The 17,805-nt window shown below is 64.8% G+C and carries 19 protein-coding genes and 1 tRNA gene; 8 read left to right on the plus strand and 12 right to left on the minus strand.

From position 1 onward, the window contains the following. Positions 1-372: 372 nt before the first annotated feature. From XH88_RS19400 to XH88_RS19420, 5 genes are all read right to left on the minus strand, one after another. The gene (locus tag XH88_RS19400; RefSeq protein WP_271669853.1) at positions 373-549 is read right to left on the minus strand and encodes a hypothetical protein; all 177 of its coding nucleotides are present in this window, start codon (positions 547-549) and stop codon (positions 373-375) included. After that, positions 549-1,868, minus strand: a complete 1,320-nt coding sequence (locus tag XH88_RS19405) for a hypothetical protein (protein WP_271669854.1) — start codon at positions 1,866-1,868, stop codon at positions 549-551. Before XH88_RS19405 ends, XH88_RS19400 begins: the two co-directional genes overlap by 1 nt. Before the next feature lie 755 nt (positions 1,869-2,623). Continuing rightward, positions 2,624-3,535, minus strand: coding sequence for a 3'-5' exonuclease (locus XH88_RS19410; RefSeq protein WP_271670392.1), 912 nt, complete (start codon positions 3,533-3,535; stop codon positions 2,624-2,626). Between the two features lie 7 nt (positions 3,536-3,542). Then, on the minus strand, positions 3,543-5,690 hold the full coding sequence (locus XH88_RS39075) for an AAA family ATPase (RefSeq protein ID WP_333909258.1): 2,148 nt from the start codon (positions 5,688-5,690) through the stop codon (positions 3,543-3,545). Then, positions 5,687-6,694 carry a hypothetical protein gene (locus tag XH88_RS19420; protein ID WP_271669855.1) on the minus strand — a complete coding sequence of 336 codons (1,008 nt, stop codon included), beginning with the start codon at positions 6,692-6,694 and terminating at the stop codon, positions 5,687-5,689. The genes XH88_RS39075 and XH88_RS19420 overlap by 4 nt, the downstream gene beginning before the upstream one ends. Before the next feature lie 182 nt (positions 6,695-6,876). Between XH88_RS19420 and XH88_RS19425 the strand changes: the two genes are divergently transcribed. Further along, positions 6,877-7,131 carry a helix-turn-helix transcriptional regulator gene (locus XH88_RS19425; RefSeq protein WP_271669856.1) on the plus strand — a complete coding sequence of 85 codons (255 nt, stop codon included), beginning with the start codon at positions 6,877-6,879 and terminating at the stop codon, positions 7,129-7,131. A gap of 12 nt (positions 7,132-7,143) precedes the next feature. Here the strand turns inward: XH88_RS19425 and XH88_RS19430 are convergent, their stop codons facing one another. Genes XH88_RS19430 through XH88_RS19445 form a run of 4 tightly spaced genes read right to left on the minus strand, consistent with a single transcriptional unit; the run spans position 7,144 to position 9,949 of the window. After that, positions 7,144-8,196 carry a hypothetical protein gene (locus XH88_RS19430; RefSeq protein ID WP_271669857.1) on the minus strand — a complete coding sequence of 351 codons (1,053 nt, stop codon included), beginning with the start codon at positions 8,194-8,196 and terminating at the stop codon, positions 7,144-7,146. A gap of 6 nt (positions 8,197-8,202) precedes the next feature. Further along, positions 8,203-8,481 carry a hypothetical protein gene (locus XH88_RS19435; RefSeq protein ID WP_271669858.1) on the minus strand — a complete coding sequence of 93 codons (279 nt, stop codon included), beginning with the start codon at positions 8,479-8,481 and terminating at the stop codon, positions 8,203-8,205. Further along, positions 8,462-9,331 (minus strand): hypothetical protein, encoded by an 870-nt coding sequence (locus XH88_RS19440; RefSeq protein ID WP_271669859.1) that lies wholly within the window; start codon positions 9,329-9,331, stop codon positions 8,462-8,464. Before XH88_RS19440 ends, XH88_RS19435 begins: the two co-directional genes overlap by 20 nt. Then, complete coding sequence (locus tag XH88_RS19445) at positions 9,332-9,949, minus strand: hypothetical protein (protein ID WP_271669860.1); 618 nt, start codon at positions 9,947-9,949, stop codon at positions 9,332-9,334. Positions 9,950-10,115: 166 nt separating this feature from the next. On the opposite strand from XH88_RS19445, the gene XH88_RS19450 reads away from it, so the two are divergent. Continuing rightward, positions 10,116-10,184 (plus strand) — tRNA-OTHER (locus XH88_RS19450). Positions 10,185-10,540: 356 nt separating this feature from the next. On the opposite strand, the gene XH88_RS19455 is transcribed toward XH88_RS19450, so the two are convergent. After that, complete coding sequence (locus XH88_RS19455) at positions 10,541-10,867, minus strand: hypothetical protein (protein WP_271669861.1); 327 nt, start codon at positions 10,865-10,867, stop codon at positions 10,541-10,543. Between the two features lie 214 nt (positions 10,868-11,081). Beyond that, positions 11,082-11,306: a hypothetical protein gene (locus XH88_RS19460; RefSeq protein WP_271669862.1), complete on the minus strand. Its 225-nt coding sequence runs from the start codon at positions 11,304-11,306 to the stop codon at positions 11,082-11,084. A gap of 227 nt (positions 11,307-11,533) precedes the next feature. On the opposite strand from XH88_RS19460, the gene XH88_RS19465 reads away from it, so the two are divergent. From XH88_RS19465 to XH88_RS19485, 5 genes are all read left to right on the plus strand, one after another. Beyond that, positions 11,534-12,493: an N-carbamoyl-D-amino-acid hydrolase gene (locus tag XH88_RS19465; protein WP_271669863.1), complete on the plus strand. Its 960-nt coding sequence runs from the start codon at positions 11,534-11,536 to the stop codon at positions 12,491-12,493. 178 nt (positions 12,494-12,671) lie between these two features. Then, entirely contained in the window at positions 12,672-13,292 is a 621-nt protein-coding gene (locus tag XH88_RS19470) for a TetR/AcrR family transcriptional regulator (RefSeq protein WP_271669864.1), read from the plus strand. Between the two features lie 68 nt (positions 13,293-13,360). Continuing rightward, positions 13,361-14,554 carry an MFS transporter gene (locus XH88_RS19475; protein ID WP_271669865.1) on the plus strand — a complete coding sequence of 398 codons (1,194 nt, stop codon included), beginning with the start codon at positions 13,361-13,363 and terminating at the stop codon, positions 14,552-14,554. A gap of 139 nt (positions 14,555-14,693) precedes the next feature. Continuing rightward, positions 14,694-15,113 carry a DUF4118 domain-containing protein gene (locus XH88_RS19480; RefSeq protein ID WP_271669866.1) on the plus strand — a complete coding sequence of 140 codons (420 nt, stop codon included), beginning with the start codon at positions 14,694-14,696 and terminating at the stop codon, positions 15,111-15,113. 137 nt (positions 15,114-15,250) lie between these two features. Beyond that, positions 15,251-15,460 (plus strand): hypothetical protein, encoded by a 210-nt coding sequence (locus tag XH88_RS19485; RefSeq protein ID WP_271669867.1) that lies wholly within the window; start codon positions 15,251-15,253, stop codon positions 15,458-15,460. Positions 15,461-15,666: 206 nt separating this feature from the next. Here XH88_RS19485 and XH88_RS19490 read toward each other — a convergent pair whose 3' ends face one another. Further along, positions 15,667-16,644: a LysR family transcriptional regulator gene (locus XH88_RS19490; protein ID WP_271669868.1), complete on the minus strand. Its 978-nt coding sequence runs from the start codon at positions 16,642-16,644 to the stop codon at positions 15,667-15,669. A gap of 119 nt (positions 16,645-16,763) precedes the next feature. Here XH88_RS19490 and XH88_RS19495 point away from each other — a divergent pair, with 119 nt between their 5' ends. Continuing rightward, complete coding sequence (locus tag XH88_RS19495; protein ID WP_271669869.1) at positions 16,764-17,801, plus strand: class 1 fructose-bisphosphatase; 1,038 nt, start codon at positions 16,764-16,766, stop codon at positions 17,799-17,801. The last annotated feature ends 4 nt before the right edge of the window (positions 17,802-17,805 follow it).

Raw genomic sequence — 17,805 nt, forward strand, 5'->3', positions numbered from 1 at the left:
CTTCCGAAAGCCGCGAACGGGAACGGAGGCCCTAAAGCGAATGATCGCCCCGGACCGCGCGTCCATCGACTCGAATGGAGGCTGGCATTCAAAGAGCATGTAGGCTCTTGATTGGACTACCTTCCAAAGGTCGTGTGGTCGTTTTCAGTCCCCCGCTCCAACACGGTAATCGTCCCGGGCGCGGTTAGAGCAGTGGACCGCTTCTGTCGGGCCTCCGTGCGTCGAAAACTCTCCGGACCGAACGACGGTGGCGAGCGGAATTCCCTATAATTTGCTCGGGACCTTGGTCGAAAGCCGACGAGCTCCGCACGCGCTCGCGACGTTCTTCGTGCAGCCAGAGCGGAATGCTCCGCGCGGACGGAAACGATAGTCCTAGTCCGGGTAGATGCCGCCTGCCGCTCGGAACGCTTTCAGGAGCGCCTCGGACCACAACGCCATCGCCGCCGTCTTCTCGGGGATTCGCTGCGCCTGGAAGTACCAGCGCTTACCCGTCTGTCCCACTCGGTCGAGCTCGTTCCTGCGGTCGCCGGCGATCTCGTGCCCGATCATCAGAGATGCCGTGCCGGGCGGGAGTCCGGTCTCGTCGAGGATGTAGTCCCCCATGGTCGAGCGGATGATGTGCATGGAGAAGGGCGGGATTCCGCGCAGCACGTCGCGATGGTTGCCCTCGCGCAGGCCGCGCATGTTGCGCAGATGATTGCCATCGCGGACCCGGAGACGGCGATGTCTCCGGCCTCTGACTGCATCACGCGCGAGGCGAACACCCATTTGCTGGTCCGGTTCCAGATGCCGGCCCGTTCGGCCGCCCGCTTCCAATCCCGCATGCAGCAATCGGCGATGTGCAGTCCGAACTGCGGAATCGGCAGCGTGAACGGGTTCTGCGTCTTCATGACTTCGGGCTGCCACGTGGCTAGGCCCCAACCGGGCTCGCCGCGCGGGTCGGTGTGGTCGAGATCCTCCTGGGCGATCCACGTGCCCGAGCCCCGGCGGTGGCCGGTCAAGGCGTCCCACCACAGCCCCCAGCGCACGCCCGGCGAGATGCGTTCGTTGCCGGTGCGCGAGGCGCAGAAGCGTTCGTGCTCGGCCAGCAGCATGCCGAGGTGCTCGACCTTGAAGTCCTCCTTCTTCTTCGCCCGCGCCTTGTCGCGCACGACCTTCTTTTCGATCTCGTCCTTGGTGCGCCGGCGTCGCTCCGCGAGCAGCCACCATTTGCGGCCGATGAGGCCGCTCTCCTTCCGCTTGAACGCCGCCGCCCAATTCAGGGCCGCCTGGGCATACGCGCGAAATTTTCTGTAGGCGTCGTAGCCGTACTCCTCGTGCAGGGCCTCCTGGACCTCCTCGAACCAGTTCTCGTCGAGGGAGGCGAGCAGGCGGGTCTCGTGCTTGACGACCTCCTTGCGGCCGAAGATCTGCCGAACGTCGCTCTGGGTCTCCGCCGAGGGATGGATCGGGCGGCCGGACGAATCCTCGCGCATGCCGGCGATGTGGGTCTTGTACTCCTCGGCCAGTCTGCCCCAGGTCCATCCCGCCGGCGCCTCGGCCGCGTCCGTGGGATTGCCCATCTTGGCCCATTCGCGCTTGGCGGCTTCGCGCGCCTCGCGCAATCCAAGGATTCGTTCGCCTGCGGCGCTGCCGCGCTTGCGCCGCTGCGGGAGCTTGGCCGCGACCGCCTCGGGCATGGCGTCGCCGATCTTCAGCGTCCGGTCGCGCGTCTTGACCAGCCAGGACGCGGAGTTTCCGCGGATCCGCAGCACCAGGTAGGGCTGCAGCCTGTCGCAGAAGTCATGGATTCCCTTCTGGCCCTCGAGCGCGAACCTGAGGGCCTTCTTGGCGACCTCCGGGGTGAGGTCGAGCCGTTCGGACGCCATTTCGATTCCTTTCCGGACCAAGGATCGGCCTCAAATACCACGGTGGTACCAGCGAAGTCCAAGATTCCGGAGGACTGGGAGGGGGTCAGGAGAGGTTTGGCGGGGAAAATTTAGATTTTTTTGGCCGAAACCGCTGTGCGTGTCCCCCAGACCATAAAAGTCGGGTAATCATAATCCTGGGGTCGGGGTGTGCCAAATTCAGCTGAAGTTCGGGACGGATTAGCGGAGATCGTTGTTCGAAGCCGTCCCTCACCGGCCGAAGGGCCCGCTCTTGTGAGCCATAGGGGCTCGCCTTCATGCGCGCAAGCGCCCTTCCTTATTGGATGATCGTCAGACGTTTACCCGTGTTGCGGAAATGCTCTTCGACCGTACCAATTGCCAATGCCTCAAGATTGGCAGATCGCGAAGGTCGTGAGAAACTAGTTCACGACGGAGGGCGCTTGGCACGTATACGTCACATCGAAATCAAGAATTTCAGATCCATTCGCGAATTCAATTGGTGGCCGTCGCCGGTATTAATTGCCTAATGGGGCTAGGGGATGTCGGCAAGTCTCGATCCTGGACGCAATCGACTTGTGCCTTGGGGCAGGCCGTAATCTCCAGTTCACCGATCAGACTTCTATAATCTTGACGTCGAGAGCCGGTCATTGCGCTCGGCGAACTCGACGATTGTATTGACCGATGATCCTCGACCAAGGAAGTCAGGACGAGTCTCTGTCAAGACCGAGCAGCGTGGCGACAAGAACATCTGTCGTTCACCATCTTCCCGAATACCGGTCCAGCGCGGTGAATTCCTGCCGTTCGATGTCGATGTCGCGCTGGTAGATCTCGGTTCTGAGGAAGCGTAACTCTGCCTCCAGTTCCGCCTCGTCGATGTCCAGGTACCAGGACTTCGGACGGCCATCGGCGCCGTCGCACCAACGGTAATTGCGCTTTTTCAGGATATCCTTCAGCTGGAAGGGAGATTGCAGCGCCCAGATCCGTACGGTTTTGCGACGCGCGCGCGCGAGCAGAACGGACAGCACCGTCGCAGACGCGCGCGGCAAGCTTTGGCTGAGCAGCGCCACGAGTGCGTCGCAGTCGTCGGTCGCCCGATGGGCGTCGTAGAACAGGCCGCATCGCGCCAGAAGGTCCTCGAGCTTCGCTCCCGAGAAGCCGTGCTCCTTCCAGGCGACGCCGGTTGCGGTACAAGCCCAGGGCTTGTGCACGAAGGTCGGCCAGAACCGTTCGGCAATTCTTCTGTCGAAAGAGGCGTTGTGCGCAGCAATTATTTGAGCGTTTTCGACGAATCGAACGACCGCCCTTGCGTCGATAGCTTTGCCTTCCACCATGGCGTCGGTGATGCCGGTCAGCTCGACGATCTCCGGAGCGATCGGGTGGGAGGGTTGCTGGAAGGCTTGGAAGACATCGACGACACCGAGGACCCGGTCGTCGGCCGAATAGGCGAACTTGACCATGGCGAGTTCGATGACCTCGTCGCGCGCGACGTCGAGACCGGTCGTTTCGACGTCGATGGCGACGCCGATCCTCGCGCACCCGTCTGGCCGCAGGTTCGCGGGATACGGCACGAGGCGGCGTAGGACCCTGTAGTCGCCCGTCGCTTCGAGCTGCTTCGCCAGCTCTTCGTTCGCATCCGTCGGCATCGTCTCTTCTCTTCGTTTGTACATCGACTGGTCACCGGAGCGCGGGATCGGAGGCCGTGGCGCCGCCGTTCTGGATCGACGATGCGAAGGTCCGCGGGAGGACGCTTGCCACCAAAGCGGACTCGAGCGGGTGCCTTGCGACGATGGCATCGATCTCGCCGCGATCGAGATAGCCCGAGGCAAAAAGCGCCTGAGCCAGTGCGTCCACCGAACGCCGATTGCGTTCGAGGAGGGCGAGCGTTTTCGCGTAGGCCCGCTTCAGGGTCTCGTTCGTAGCCGATCGGAGAGGCTCCGTCATGAGCAGGTAGCCGTCGTTGAGATGGTCTTCGGCGAGCGTAACGAGGCCAAGGCATCCGAAGCCGTATGACGTTTCCATCCGCAACGCCAGGTTGGTCGCCCTGGCAAGATCGCTCCGATCGGAAGGTCCGCCAGAGCCGGTCGTCGTTTCGGCGAACTTCAACTGCTCGGCCGCGCGGCCGGCGAGGATGGTCGCGAGCAGATCCTCGAGGTGCGCCCGGGTCGGCACCTGCGGCTTCGCCGCCGACGTCTCGGCGTAGCCGCCGTTGCCGTCGATCGAGAGCGATTTCGGCATGCCGATCCCCAGGGCCATATGTGCGATGGCATGGCCGCTCTCGTGATAGGCAACGCGCCAGCGCAGATCGTCGGGCCACTCGGGCTCTCCGTCCCGAACCGCATCGACAAGGTCCTTCACGGTCACAGCCCGCTTATCCTTGCGCGCCGCCTCCCGGGCGATGCGCACCCACTTCTCCACGTCGGCGCCGGTGCGCCCACGCGCGGCAACGGCCGCTTCACGCAGGTCTGTGCCCGCGCAGTCCGATCCGAGATGCGTGCGGAAGATGCCGACAAGGCCCGGCACATCGGGCAATCCGATCTCGATGTGATGGTCGAGCCTTCCTGCGCGGACCAAGGCGGGGTCCAGACGAGCCGGATCGTTGCACGAGGCGATCAAGAAGACGCCTTCCGTCCTTTCGAACCCATCGATCATTTCCAGGAGCGTATTCACGATCGCCGTCCACCACGAATCGTGGTCGCGACCGCCGCGTGCTGGAATAGAGTTACACTCGTCTAGGTAGATTATGCACGGTTTACGCCGTGCGGCTTCGAAGAAGGTCTCTCGGATCGCAGCGGTGACATCGCCCAGGTGCCCGGTTTTGTGTGATTGCCAGGCAGCATAAGACGTCGCTATGAAGCTCACGCTCCCGGAAAGCTCGCGGCACAGCGCGCGGGCCAGCGAAGTCTTGCCCGTGCCGGGGGGCCCGCTGAGCAGCAGTCCGCGTGGGCATTGGTGCCACGGCCTTGCTCCGGCGAGATACTCGCGCATCGATTCGACAACCTGTGTGCAATAGACCTTCGCCTCTCCCAGCCCGGAAAGCTCCGACAGACGCGGACCATCGTCGGTCGGGATCTCGACGAGGCGCTCAAGGCGAGCCAGCGAACGTTCCGCGGAGAGGTCCTCGCGCACGGCGATCGCGAGATCGCTGAGGCCGATGCGCCGGCTCGTGGACTCGTCGATCGAGGCTGGCCGATTGCCGGTCACGGCCTCGATGACGCCGGCCACCACGTCGGCGTCGATAGGGGGAACGACGATGCGGTGTTCGGCGATGCGCAGCAGCGCACGAGGCAGCCGATCGCCGGGCCGCGCGATTCCGATCACCGCGCATCGCAGCCTCATCGCGGCCGCGACCGCCTCGTCGTCCTGCGTGGTGACCTTCGATTTGCCGCTATCCGTGAACACGACGACGGAGCTGGTCGCCGGCGAGGAGCGAAAGCGGTCGGCGAGATCGTCGCCGTCGATGAGGGTCGCATCACTCGCCAACAGCATGCGCAGCATGCTCCTGATCGGCTTCACCAGATCCGGATCGGCCACCTGAATGATGGCGACCATATCGGGCGCCGTCAGCTTGGCGAGGATGTCACGCGAGTTTTCGAACGCACGCCCGAGCAGGATGGCCGACGCCGCTGCATCGGGGGATGGAGGGCGCGATTTCGTGCGGCGACGCTGGGCGTCGTCGCGGTCTTCGTCGGGCAATTGACTTTCGTCGTCCTCGACCGCCGGAAGTTCGCCGGCGAGCCGGGAGAAGCCGGCACCGCTGCGCAGTTGATCAAGAAAGGTCTCGGCGAGGGGACGAGAGGAAGCGGCGAGGGATTGCAGGCTCATGCCGGATCCTCGCACGTGCCGGGATTGGCCTTGTTGCTGGGCGCATCGGCCGCGAGCCAGGCGTCTTCGTCGAGGTGCTCGCCCGAGAGCAACTTGGCAGCGAAGGCTCCGCTCCTGCACCGGAATCCGAGTTGCAGCGTCATCTTGTCCTTGGCGCCCGGGACTGCGCCGACCCATTTCTCGGCCTCCATCAGCTCGCGCCGCCTCCGATGATCGTCCGAGAGACCGCCCCGCGTCCGCCGCGCGTAGTCGGCGCCCGGCAACACGTAGAAGCTGCCATTCCACCGGTAGGCGTCCGCCTTCAGTTCACGATGCGAGAGGCGGAAGCGATCGCCTTCGCGCGGTACGGCGATGGCTTCCGTCTCGCTCATCACCACCATCTCGTCGAGGTCCGCGGTCACCGACAGCCTGTGCCGGACGGTCGTAGGGGTGCGCCGGGCATCGTCGATGCAGGTGAAGCCGGCCGCGTGCAGCAGCAGCTCCGCATGGCCAACGAGCTGCTCTGCCTCGGCGCGTACACGAAGGCCGCCTCCATAGGGCCTTGCCGAGTTGAGGAGCTTGATGTTCAGGTCGGTGCAGATTTGGATGAAGCGCGCTTCGATGTACGACGCCATGACCTTGTCGAGCGTCCCCCCGTCGGCGGTCAGGATGTAGATCTGCGTCGTGCCCTTGATCTCCGGGGGAAGCCTGTCGCCCCACCTGCGCTCCTTGTCGCTGTGCCCGAAATAGGGGGGCTGGTCGGAACCGGGCGCCGGGTCCGCGATCGCGTAGACGACGTAGGCGGCCGAATCGAGGAACGCGCGCAGCCGGCCGGCGTCGGTATACGGGCCGGCGAACAGCGACAGCCGCGACCCCCAGGACTCGATCCGACGCAGGCCGGCGGGGGGACCGTCGAGATAGATCGTCGTGGCGGCGAACGGCCGCTCGAGAGCGTACGGCGCAGGATCGTTTCGCCCGGAGGCGGTGGTCTCGTTCGAAAAAGAAGATTGTACAGGCGGTTTCACGCGATCGGCCTCGTCTTGCTGGAGTGGATGTTCGTCATGTTAAGTATCACTTAAGTGACACCTGACACATATTGGCTATCTGGCACATAAGTGTCAAGTGCCACTTAAGGGACATTTTTCCTCGCTCGCTCACTAGCCGGCAGCCGGTGTATGGTTACTCGCAATTCGATTCGGAGAGGGCCGTGGCCGACAAGATTCCCAGCGGGCGCATGATCAGGGCCGCCCGTGGGCTATTGGGAATGGAGCAGCGGGATCTGGCGAGTGAGGCCGGCGTCGACCGGCGCACGATCGCGCGGCTCGAGGCCGAAACCGACCCTTCGAGCAATCCGTTGCGGGTCTGGACTTATGAGCAGGTGCGCGACGTTCTGAAGAAGCGCGGCATCATATTTCTCTACCCGACCAAGTCGCACGGCGAAGGCGTGGCTATGAAGAATTGAGACCGCCGCCGACTACGCCGGCGGCCGTGCTTGTTTCTTGGCCTTGGATTCCCGCATGATTTCCCGCCAATCCAGCCTGATGACTTGTCGCACGTTCTGCACCTCTGCCGGGTCGGCTGCCGGCACGAGGCCCTTGCCGGAAGCCGCATTTGGCCGGGCGTAATGCGTGCTCGCCGTCTCGTCGCTTCCGTGGCCGGAGAGCGCGGCGATGATCGCCAGGGCCTCAAGCCGTTCGGTGGGGCTCTGACCTTTGCGAACGTAGAACGCCTTCCAGGCGGCGATGGCGACGTGGCGGGTCGAGTACAAGGTCGGCCACTCGTTGCGGCGAGGCCACAGTTCGCGCGTGATCTCCCAAAGCGCGTGGCCGACGGTGTTGAGACGGCGATCGTAGTCGCCGTCCTTGGCGATCTTGATCCAGGCGAGGATGTCCTGCACGACTTCGGGCTCCAACTCTTCCCAGTACAAGGTCCGGGTTGGCCCGTGGGCGCGGCCGTTCGTGGCCTTGGCGTTCTCGACGACGAGCATCCAGCGATAGCCGTCACGCTTCGACCTGCCGAAGTGCGCGCGGGGCCATTCGCAGGGGCGCAGGCCCGTAGGCATCGCAGCCTTGAAGTATAGGACCAGGTCAATCGCGCCCTCCGTCTGCCTGGCCAACGCTGCGTGCCTGATCCGCATCAGGTCCTTCTCGGTCGGCGACTTGTCCTTGGTGCGCGACGTCACCGGCTTCTTCTCCTTCTCGGGAGCCGGCTTCTCCTGCTTGAGCCGCTCGACCACGGTCCTGATCTCCGTGGCGACGGTCTCGTCGACCAGAGTGGCTCTGTTCTCCAGCGTGCAGATGACGGCGCTGCGCACCACGCGCCACGAATTCGCGAGATAGTTGGCTTTCTTGCCGATGACGAAGTCGACGAGCATGGTCGGCGTCAGGTCGATGGTGTCCGCCCGCTGCCCCGTCGCTTTGGCGAGTTCGCGTTGCGCCGCCGCCGCGAGCTGCCGGCAGCGACGCGCGTAAGCCTTCATGGTGCCGGGAGATTGCGTCGGCGAGACAGAGCCATTCGACTTGGACATATTCACCTACCAGTGCAGCCGGTCGCGCACGGCGGCGGCATGACGACGGAGCGCGACGAGGCGTAGAAGAAGCGGAGCGAGCCCGAGCCGATGCTCGAGCTCGCCGAGGGAGATCAGCGCGTAGACGCGGCGCCGCGGAAGTAGGCAGGTCACCGCGGAGTGCGGAGGCCTGCGATGGAGGCGGTAATGTTCGCGGATCCACGCTTCGGCCCGGCGCCGCAGCGCCGGCGCCTGGGACTCGATTGCGGCAAGACGCTTCAGGAATCTAGCTCGTCGGGTCCGCATCCGTGCCCGCCAGAACCTGCAGCATCTCTCTCTCGGCGACCTTCCAGAACGCAGCCACATGCAACTGGAAGGCACGTACGAGGCAGCGGTTTTCGCTTCCGAACCGCCGCCGGAGCGCGGCCGGCTCCATGTTGATGACCTCATGCATGGTCAGGCCCGCAGCCTGACAGGCCTGCCAGCTCTCGCCGGCGACAGCCGGCACCTTGATGACAGGCAGGCCTTTCACCGCTTTCATGAGATCCCTGAAGACGCGCTTCTCTTCGGTTCCGTCCACGAAGCCGAAATTGCCGTTCCGGCGGTTGAGCAGCAGCGCGACGCCCATGCCCGGCACGATGTCTCGGGTCAGTTCGATCAGTTCGCGCGCCTGAGCCATCCGGTCCGTCAGGCTGTTCGTCATCACCACGCTGAGACCGCGCATGCCCAGTTCCGAGAGCTGAGCGTCGAACTGCGTCGCCGCGTAGATCTGGGCACGCAACTGGGAAAGGCCACCGCCCCAGTCCAGAACGATCACCGGACGTGCCTCGTCGAGAGCTGCCTCCTCCATGATCTCGAAGACCGGCCGAAGCACGGCTGCCTCCGCACCGGCGAGCCGCGCAGCCGCCGCGAAATTCTCCGTGTCGATGTGGACGACGTCGCCCGACTGCCGCGACCGGGCCGCCTTGGACTCGATCCGGATGAACCTGATCGGGATGCCGAACTGGACGAGCAGCTGCTTCGTGAAGTCCGCCAACGTCGACTTGCCGACGTGGGAGGCGACGGAGACGAACTCGAGGAAGCGATACGCGGGAACGAACTCGGTGACGGCGGCGGTCGAAGTCTTAGGGGCGTTGAGAGTGATGGTGTCGGTCATTTAGTCCTCCATGGCGCGAGCGAGAAAGTCGATCTGCCGCCCTCTGTGGTCGGAGCGGCGGACTTCGGGGGCCTCATGGCCCGAAGAGGAGACTTGCGCGCCGACCACCAGGTCAGCGTCGGTCGGCGCGACGGTCCGCGGCGGCGGTGCGGCCTGGCTCGCAAAGACGAGGTCGGGCTCCGGCTCGCCGACTTCGGCATGCCCGCGAGGACGCTCCGAAACGGGGGAAGGGGCAGCGGCTCTCGCAGGGGACGCGGTGCGGGCTCGGGACTTGGAGGCGCCGATCTTGGGGGCCCCGACCTTGGGGGCGCCGACCTTGGAGGCGCTGACCTTGGACTTGGCCCGGGCCCGGCTGATCGCCGACGACAACGTGGCCGCGGTCAGTGCCGCGCCGCCCGGCCCGGTGATGCCGCAATGGCCGAGCACCGCGACCAGGTCGGCGTGGGTGGCGTGGTACTCGCGCCGGAGTCGAACCAGGAGGCCCAAATGGTCGTCGACGATCTGCTGGGTCTGAGCGTGGCGGAACGGACCGCGGCCAATGTCTCGAATGTCATCGAGCTCCTGCCGGATGTCCGGAGGCAGGGCGTCGAGGCACGCTTGAAGCTCCGGCGCGGTCATGACCCGACCTCGCCGAAACGGTCTGCCGGCCCATACACCGCTGGGTGACAGGGGCGCCGGCACCTTCGATCCACTTTTGCACGCAACCTGCACGCAGGGGCGTTCGAGACCCGATTTTCCCGGAGTCTCGGGTCGTGCCGAGTAGTGCTAAGTGGTTGAAAGTGCGGGGAGTGGTGGTCTGGCTGGTGCGTTCGGGACGCAGGGGTCGCAGGTTCGAATCCTGCCACTCCGACCATTCTTCCAAAAGTTGACGTTTTCCAAAGGCTTGGCGGACCGGCCGCCAGCGCCTCGGGATGCCTTTTTGCAACGATTTTGCGGGCGGGTCCACGGCCGATTTGAGTGGGGCGGAGGGGGCTACCGGAACGGCATGGCTGGCGGAGATTGAGCGCTGGCGGTCTGCAGCGCCGCCGAGAATCGCGTCCGGCCTGGCTTCTCTCACCCTGATCGGTATTCATCGACGCAAACGGCGCGACCGAGATCGACTGCGCCGTTGTGGTTTTCGCGTGCGGGACGTCAGCAGGATCGCGATTCCGCGAGCAACGAACCTGCAAGACGGGCAACGCGCAGCGAAGCCGATCCTCCAGATGCCGCCTATCGCCGCGCCACCAGCACGCCCAGCATGAATGCCACCATCAGCGACGGCAGCGGCGCCTCGCGCACCATGCCGCGGACGATCTCGGACCAGTGCTGCTCCGGGACCAATCTCGGTGATCTGACACGAGCCGCCGGCGCAATGTCCCAATGTGATGCGAGCTCGGCGATTTCGCTTTGTGCGAGCCGCACGCCGTCCCGGACACGGAAGATCGCGGCCTCCGCGCGCTCGCGCGGGGCAAGCTGCATCACCGTTGCGATCGCGGTCCGCAACGTCATCTCGCCGAAGCCTTGCAGCCTCACCGACTCCTCGGGGTCGGACGTCATGCGAAAGTCCTCACAGCGCCAAATTCCTCACAACGCGAAGTGGTGCGCGATGCTGAAAGCTGCCGTCGCGCACAGGACCAGCGTGGAAACAGCGCCGGCCACACCACGCGCGAAATGGGCTCGCGTCAGGTGCCTGCTCATGATTTTGCTCCATGCTCACCATGGAAATGGCGGGCGCGGGCGTTGGTTCCGCAGCCAGCGCCGCGAGGCCAGGCTACTTCCGCAGCAATTCCCGCAAGGCGGCCGTGGCCTCGGCGCAGCGGATGTCGTCGATCTCCCGCGACAGGCTGAGTGCGCTCGATTTCAACTCGTCGATTTTCGCGGTATCGGGATGCTGGCCCTCGAGCTGGCCAAGACGCTTGTTCAAATCATCCAATCTGGACTGGAGCTGCCCGATGCTGGCGGCTCCCGTCACGTTCCAAACCCGTTGTGCACGCATCGTCGTTCCCCTGACTTGTCTCACGGCGTTGTGAGCAGGGTTCGTGGCCGCAATGGGCGTTTCTTTTGACCAGTCTTAGAACGTTCGGAACCGTTGCAGATTGGCAACGAAAGTTCCTGGAACGCCTGCGCGCGCCAATCCACGCTGGGAAGCCGCCCCCGTCAGGCGCAGAACCTGCATAGGCGCATCGGCCCGGATCAATTCGGGAAACGAAAGAGGGACAATTCGTGGCGAGATTTGTGACTGTCGCGGCCGGCCAGTTGGGACCGATTGCGAGGACCGAGAGCAGGGCGGACGTCGTGGTGCGGCTGATGGCCTTGATGCGCCAGGCCAAGGCCAATGGCTGCGATCTGATCGTCTATCCCGAGCTCGCGCTGACCACATTCTTTCCGCGCTGGTATTTCGAGGAGCAGGCCGAGATCGACCGCTTCTTCGAACGCGAGATGCCGGGGCCGGAGACGCAAGCGCTGTTCGATCTCGCCCGCGAAGCGGGAATCGGATTTTGTCTCGGCTATGCCGAGCTGACGGTCGAGGCCGGTGTCGTGCATCGCTACAACACGTCGATCCTGGTCGACAGGAGCGGCACGATCGTCGCGAAATACCGCAAGGTCCATCTGCCGGGCCATGCCGAGCACGAGCCCTGGCGCAAGTTTCAACATCTGGAGAAGCGCTATTTCGAGCCGGGAGGCGGCTTCGGCGTGGTCGATGCGTTCGGCGGCCTGATGGGGATGGCCATCTGCAACGACCGCCGCTGGAGCGAGACCTATCGGGTGATGGGCTTGCAGGGCGTCGAGATGGTGATGATCGGCTACAACACGCCGGTGCACAATCCGCCCGCGCCCGAGCACGACGATCTCTCGTTGTTCCACAATCATCTGGTGATGCAGGCAGGCGCCTACCAGAACGGCACCTTCGTCGTCGGGGTCGCCAAGGCCGGCGTCGAAGAGGGCGTCGACCATATCGGCGGCAGCTGCATCATCGCTCCGTCGGGCGAGATCATCGCGCGATGCACGACCAAGGGCGACGAGCTCGCGTTCGCCCGCTGCGATCTCGATCTCTGCAATTCCTACAAGCGGACGACATTCAATTTCGACCTTCACCGCCAGCCGCGGGCGTATGGGATGATCGTGGAACGGAAAGGCGTGGCGACCCTGGCGGACGGCACGCCGGTGCGGCCGAAGGGATGATCGCGCCCCCTCGTCATTCCGGGGGGCGATGCGCACAATCGAGCTCCGGAATCCATCGGGCCGGGCAATCCGTGTGCGCTGCGCGTTGCGCCACGGGACGGACGGGGCCACCAGCCGTCCTTCTCCAATCACAGCGACGTGTCTTTATTCGGAAACGATCATTCCCTATTATCCCGCGATGCAAAAAGCCGCCCGACGATCCGAGCCTTCCGCCCATCCTCCCGGCCGTCCCCGGGAGTTCGACATCGATACCGCGCTGGACGGTGCCATCAGGGTGTTCTGCGAGCGCGGCTATCATGCCACCTCGATCGGGGACCTCACCGCGGCGATGCGGCTGGCCACGGGCAGCGTCTACAAGGCATTTCGCGACAAGCACGCGGTCTTCCTCGCGGCCTTCGAGCGCTACACCACGGTGCGTGGCGAACAGACCCGCGCCGCGGCCGCGCGAGGCGCAAACGGTCGTGAGCGCGTGCGCCATGTGCTGATGTCCTATGTCGAGCACTCCCAGGGCAGCGAAGGGCGCCGCGGCTGTATCGTGGTCGGCACTGCGGTCGAGCTGTCAGCGGTCGATGCGGTGATGCGGGCCCGCGTCACGGCGCAGCTGAAGACCAACGAGGCCTTCATCGCCGGCCTCATTCGCGAAGGGCAGGCCGATGGCTCGATTCCCGGCCATGTCGAAGCCGACGACACGGCGCGGCTGATGATCTGCATGACGCAGGGCCTGCGCGTGGTCGGCAAAGCGCGTCTGCCGCTCGACGGCGGGCGCCTGATCGGCGTCGCGATGAAGCTGCTTGCTTGAGCTTTTGTCAAATTAGGAAATGATCGTTTCCTATATATGGAGACATTTGGAATGTCGGAGAGTCTGGAATGACGATGAATGCCACGATCGAGACCGCGCCGGAGACGGATGCGGTGTCGCAACGACTGACCTTCGTGCTCGCCGCGGCCTGTGGCATGGTCGCCGCCAATATCTATTATGCACAGCCGCTGATCGCTCCGATCAGCGCCGCGCTGGGCCTGTCGCATGCAGCCGCTGGCCTGATCGTGACCATGACGCAGATCGGCTACGGCACCGGGCTGCTGTTCATCGTGCCGCTCGGCGATCTCGTCGAGAACCGTGCGCTGATCTGCACCGTGATCGCGCTGGGCGCGTCGGCGCTGCTTGCGGCTGCGTTCGCCACCCATGCGCTGCCGTTCCTGATCGCGGCGCTGTTCATCGGCCTCGGCTCGGTCGCGGTGCAGATTATCATTCCCTACGCCGCCCATCTCGCGCCGGAAGCCATTCGCGGCCGTGTCGTCGGCAACGTCTCGACCGGGTTGATGCTCGGCATCATGCTGGCGCGCCCGGTGTCGAGCTTCGTCACCGCGGCGCTGTCCTGGCACGCGGTGTTCTTCTGCTCGGCCGCGTTGATGGTCGCGCTCGCGGTCGTGCTGCGCATCACGCTGCCGAAGCGCACACCGGTGGCGCGCATGCATTACGGCGCGCTGCTGCTGTCGATGCCGCATCTGGTGCGTACCACGCCGCTGCTCAGGCGGCGCGCGCTCTACCAGGCCGGCCTGTTCGGTGCGTTCACCCTGTTCTGGACGGTGGTGCCGCTCCAGCTCGCCGGCCAATTCGGCTTCACCCAGCGCGGCATCGCGCTGTTTGCGTTGGCCGGTGTGTCCGGCGTGTTCGCGGCGCCGATCGCGGGACGCCTCGCCGATCGCGGCCACAGCCGGATCGCCACGTTCGCCGCGATGCTGTTCGTTGCCCTCGGTTTCATGGTGACGCATGTCGGCGCGGCCGGATCGATGCTCAACCTCGCCTGTCTGGTTGTCGCTGCGATCGCCATCGATTTTGGCGTGCAGGGCAATGTGGTGCTCGGCTTCCGCGCGATTTTCGTGCTCGGACACGAGCATCGAAGTCGCCTCAACGGGCTCTATATGGCGACGTTCTTCGCCGCCGGGGCAGCCGGATCCGCGCTCGGCGCCTGGGCCTTCGCGCAAGGCGGCTGGACGCTGGCCTCGGCCATTGGCCTTGCGCTGCCCGTCGCCAGCCTGATCTACGCAGCAACCGAATAGAGGTACGATTGTGTGCCGTGGTCCCGTTTACCAGCCTCGCGTGGGGCGATCGGGACGGCGCGATTTCCGTCTCGCAGATTCCCTGCTGCTGTAGTACTTTGGTCGCAAGCCGCCTGGTTAATGGCGGCAGGGAGGCCCTATGAGGCGTGCAGAACTGGTGGGCGTACCGCGGTTGCGGCCATGGTCGTGGCAGGCGTTTCTGCTCGGATTTGTCGTGGTTGCAGCGTCGGCTGTGCTTCAAGGCGTCTGCGTTGCGCTCGGCGCAAAGCTCTATTTCGCAGCGTTCCTGCCCAGCCTGTTCGTGCTCGGCATTGTTGCAGGCGCCCCGGCCGCCCTGTTCGCCGCGCTGCTCACCATTCCCCTGGTGTGGTGGGCGTTCATCCCGCCGTTCTTCAAATTCACGGCGCTGTCCAGCGCGAGCGCGGATTCCGTCAATCTGTTCTGCCTCCTGGCCGTGCTCGTGATCGGCCTTGCCGATCTCTGCCGCGCGACGATCACCATCAACAGGAGCGGCGGATTGAAGTCGTCGGGCGAGCGCGCGGCAACGAATTCGCAATAAACAGGTGCTGCACGGAGAGCGCTCGTTGCGCGCCGGCAACAGTCCGGCAACCATCCGTGCGCTTGGACCGCGCCGCTAACTTTTCAAAAAAGATTTGGCCGCAATTTCTCCCGCGGGAATACGAGGGAGTTTTCGACATGACCGGCCAGATCAACGGACACGCCATCTTCGAGAACGTGCGCCGCTACCGCGGCATCGCATCGCTCTATCGCCAGACCGCGGCGTTTCGGCCGGCCCAGCGCTGGTCGCTGCTGGAGCAGGCCAGCGAGTGGGAAGCTCGTGCGCTGTCGGAGCTGGAAGCCTATTTCGCGGCCCGCGCGGATCACGTCGCCCTGCGCGCGGCCTAAGCCTGGTCGAGAGCGGGCCTCGGGGCGACTACGGAGTTGCCCTGTCGCTCGCGTGTGCTAGCAATTCGTCCAGATTTCGTTCACGACGGCCGGGGCGCGCGATGACCACTTTCAACCGCATTTTCACGACAGAGCGTCTGCTCCAGATCATCGTCGTTCTGGCGGCGACTGTCGCGATGAAGCTGATGGCCTGAACGCTAGCCGCGCTATCGCTTGCCGAAATCGGGCACTTCGGGCAGATAGTTCGAGCCCTCCGAGCCCAGAAAATCGAACATCGCCTGCGCCGGCGGCAGCAGCACCTTGTCGCTGCGGCGGATCACATACCATTGCCGAACGATCGGCAGCCCCGCGACGTCGAGCGCGATGAGGCGGCCTTCGGCGAGCTCGTGCGCGACCGTGTGCGCCGAGATAAAGGCGATGCCGAGGCCCGCAATGACGGCCTGCTTGATGGTCTCGTTGCTGCTCATCTCCATGCCGATGATCGGCTCGAGATCGGACTTCTGGAACATTCCCTCCATCAGCGTGCGGGTGCCCGATCCCGGCTCGCGGGTGAGGAAGGTCTCGTGCACGAGATCGGTCAGGCTGAGCCCTGAATCCTTCTCCAGCCAATGTCCCTTGCGCGCGACGATGATGTGCGGATTGCGCCCGAGCTGGCGGACGTCGACGCTGACGTCGGCCGGCGGCCGACCCATCACGGCGAAATCGAGGTCGTAACCATGCATGGCCTCGCGGATCTCCTCGCGGTTGCCGATGGTCAGCTTGATCTCGATCTTCGGTGAGCGCTTGGAGAAGGCCGCGATTGCATGCGGCACGAAATACTTTGCGGTCGAGACTGCGCCAAGATTCACCGTGCCGCCGGTCCTGCCCGCAAGCAGATCGAGTGCGCCCTGGCAGTCCGCAATGGCGGCTTCGACGCGCTCGGCGAGCGCCAGGACTTCCTGACCTGCTTCCGTCAGCAGCATGCCATCGCCGGTCCGCTGCACCAGCGGCAAACCGGCAAGGTCTTGAAGCTGCCGCAACTGCTGCGTCACGGCCGGTTGTGTCAGTCCGAGCTGGTTCGAAGCTGCCGTGACGCTGCCCTTTGCCGAGAGCGCCGCAAGCGAGCGCAGCTGCCGGATCGTCAGATGCCGGAGCTGGGCCGCGGCATGGCCAGGGCCATTATAAGAAAATTCTTTGGCTACCATTATGAATAGAAATTTTCCTTATTTTATCTCCCCTGTCAATCTCATCGTGCTGGGACAGACCGCACCGACCTCCGCCGGGGAGGGAACTGGATGCAGGACCCACGAGGGGATGGACGCAGATGATCGGGCAACTCAGGCTGGACGACCACCTTCAACGCTATTCCGAGACGGCGCCGCATGCGCTGGCCGTGGTGGCGGCAGTTGACGCCATCGCTGCGGCGGCGATCGAGATCGCTGACCTCATTGGCACCGGAGATCTCGCGGACGCCTCGGGCCTGACCACCGGCCGCAACAGCGATGGCGACGTCCAGCGCGACCTCGACGTCCAGGCCGATGCCATCCTGCGCCGCTGCCTCGGCAAGCAGCCGATCGCGGCGCTCGCGTCCGAGGAAATGCGCGAGCCTCAGATCTGCGATCGCGAAGCAAAGGTCTGCGTTGCGATCGATCCGCTGGATGGCTCCTCCAACATCGACATCAACATGACCGTCGGCACGATCTTCTCGATCCTGCCCGCGCCTGACGATCTCGCGCTCGCTTTCCATCAACGCGGCTCGGCGCAGCTCGCGGCGGGGTTCGTCACTTACGGTCCGCAGACCTCGCTGGTGCTGACGCTTGGCGAGGGCGTCGACATCTTCACTTTGGACCGCAAGGCCGGCTGCTTCCGCCTCTCGCGAAGCGGCGTGCAGATCTCCGAGGCCTGCGAGGAATTCGCGATCAACGCGTCGAATCGCCGGCACTGGGACGTGCCCGTGCGCGCCTTCATCGACGAATGCCTCGCCGGCGTCGACGGGCCCGCGAACCACAATTTCAACATGCGCTGGATCGGCTCGCTCGTCGCGGAGGCCTATCGCATCCTAACTCGCGGTGGCGTGTTCCTCTATCCCTCCGATGCGCGGCCCGGCTATGGCGACGGGCGTCTGCGTCTGGTCTACGAGGCGCACCCCATGGCCATGATCATCGAGCAGGCCGGCGGCTCGGCCACGACGGGGCGCGAGCGCATCCTCGACCTCTCGGCGCAGAACCTGCACCAGCGCGTGCCCCTGATCATGGGCTCGAGCAACGAGGTGCGGCGCGTCGAAGAGCTGCACTGCGACCCGCTGCTCGTCGCCAGCGTCTCCGCGCCGCTGTTCGCGCGCCGCGGCTTCTTCCGGCTGTGAGGGA

This window comes from Bradyrhizobium sp. CCBAU 51627 (assembly GCF_028128765.1).
Classification (GTDB): domain Bacteria; phylum Pseudomonadota; class Alphaproteobacteria; order Rhizobiales; family Xanthobacteraceae; genus Bradyrhizobium.

Bases quoted from the DNA above. Each gene is read 5' to 3' on its own strand.
- XH88_RS19460 (WP_271669862.1), bottom strand. From the start codon at position 11,306: ATGCGTGCACAACGGGTTTGGAACGTGACGGGAGCCGCCAGCATCGGG.
- XH88_RS19490 (WP_271669868.1), bottom strand. From the start codon at position 16,644: ATGGTAGCCAAAGAATTTTCTTATAATGGCCCTGGCCATGCCGCGGCC.
- XH88_RS19495 (WP_271669869.1), top strand. From the start codon at position 16,764: ATGATCGGGCAACTCAGGCTGGACGACCACCTTCAACGCTATTCCGAG.
- XH88_RS19470 (WP_271669864.1), top strand. From the start codon at position 12,672: ATGCAAAAAGCCGCCCGACGATCCGAGCCTTCCGCCCATCCTCCCGGC.
- XH88_RS19430 (WP_271669857.1), bottom strand. From the start codon at position 8,196: ATGTCCAAGTCGAATGGCTCTGTCTCGCCGACGCAATCTCCCGGCACC.
- XH88_RS19475 (WP_271669865.1), top strand. From the start codon at position 13,361: ATGACGATGAATGCCACGATCGAGACCGCGCCGGAGACGGATGCGGTG.
- XH88_RS19405 (WP_271669854.1), bottom strand. From the start codon at position 1,868: ATGGCGTCCGAACGGCTCGACCTCACCCCGGAGGTCGCCAAGAAGGCC.
- XH88_RS19480 (WP_271669866.1), top strand. From the start codon at position 14,694: ATGAGGCGTGCAGAACTGGTGGGCGTACCGCGGTTGCGGCCATGGTCG.
- XH88_RS39075 (WP_333909258.1), bottom strand. From the start codon at position 5,690: ATGAGCCTGCAATCCCTCGCCGCTTCCTCTCGTCCCCTCGCCGAGACC.
- XH88_RS19445 (WP_271669860.1), bottom strand. From the start codon at position 9,949: ATGACCGCGCCGGAGCTTCAAGCGTGCCTCGACGCCCTGCCTCCGGAC.
- XH88_RS19435 (WP_271669858.1), bottom strand. From the start codon at position 8,481: ATGCGGACCCGACGAGCTAGATTCCTGAAGCGTCTTGCCGCAATCGAG.
- XH88_RS19455 (WP_271669861.1), bottom strand. From the start codon at position 10,867: ATGACGTCCGACCCCGAGGAGTCGGTGAGGCTGCAAGGCTTCGGCGAG.
- XH88_RS19400 (WP_271669853.1), bottom strand. From the start codon at position 549: ATGATCGGGCACGAGATCGCCGGCGACCGCAGGAACGAGCTCGACCGA.
- XH88_RS19440 (WP_271669859.1), bottom strand. From the start codon at position 9,331: ATGACCGACACCATCACTCTCAACGCCCCTAAGACTTCGACCGCCGCC.
- XH88_RS19485 (WP_271669867.1), top strand. From the start codon at position 15,251: ATGACCGGCCAGATCAACGGACACGCCATCTTCGAGAACGTGCGCCGC.
- XH88_RS19410 (WP_271670392.1), bottom strand. From the start codon at position 3,535: ATGTACAAACGAAGAGAAGAGACGATGCCGACGGATGCGAACGAAGAG.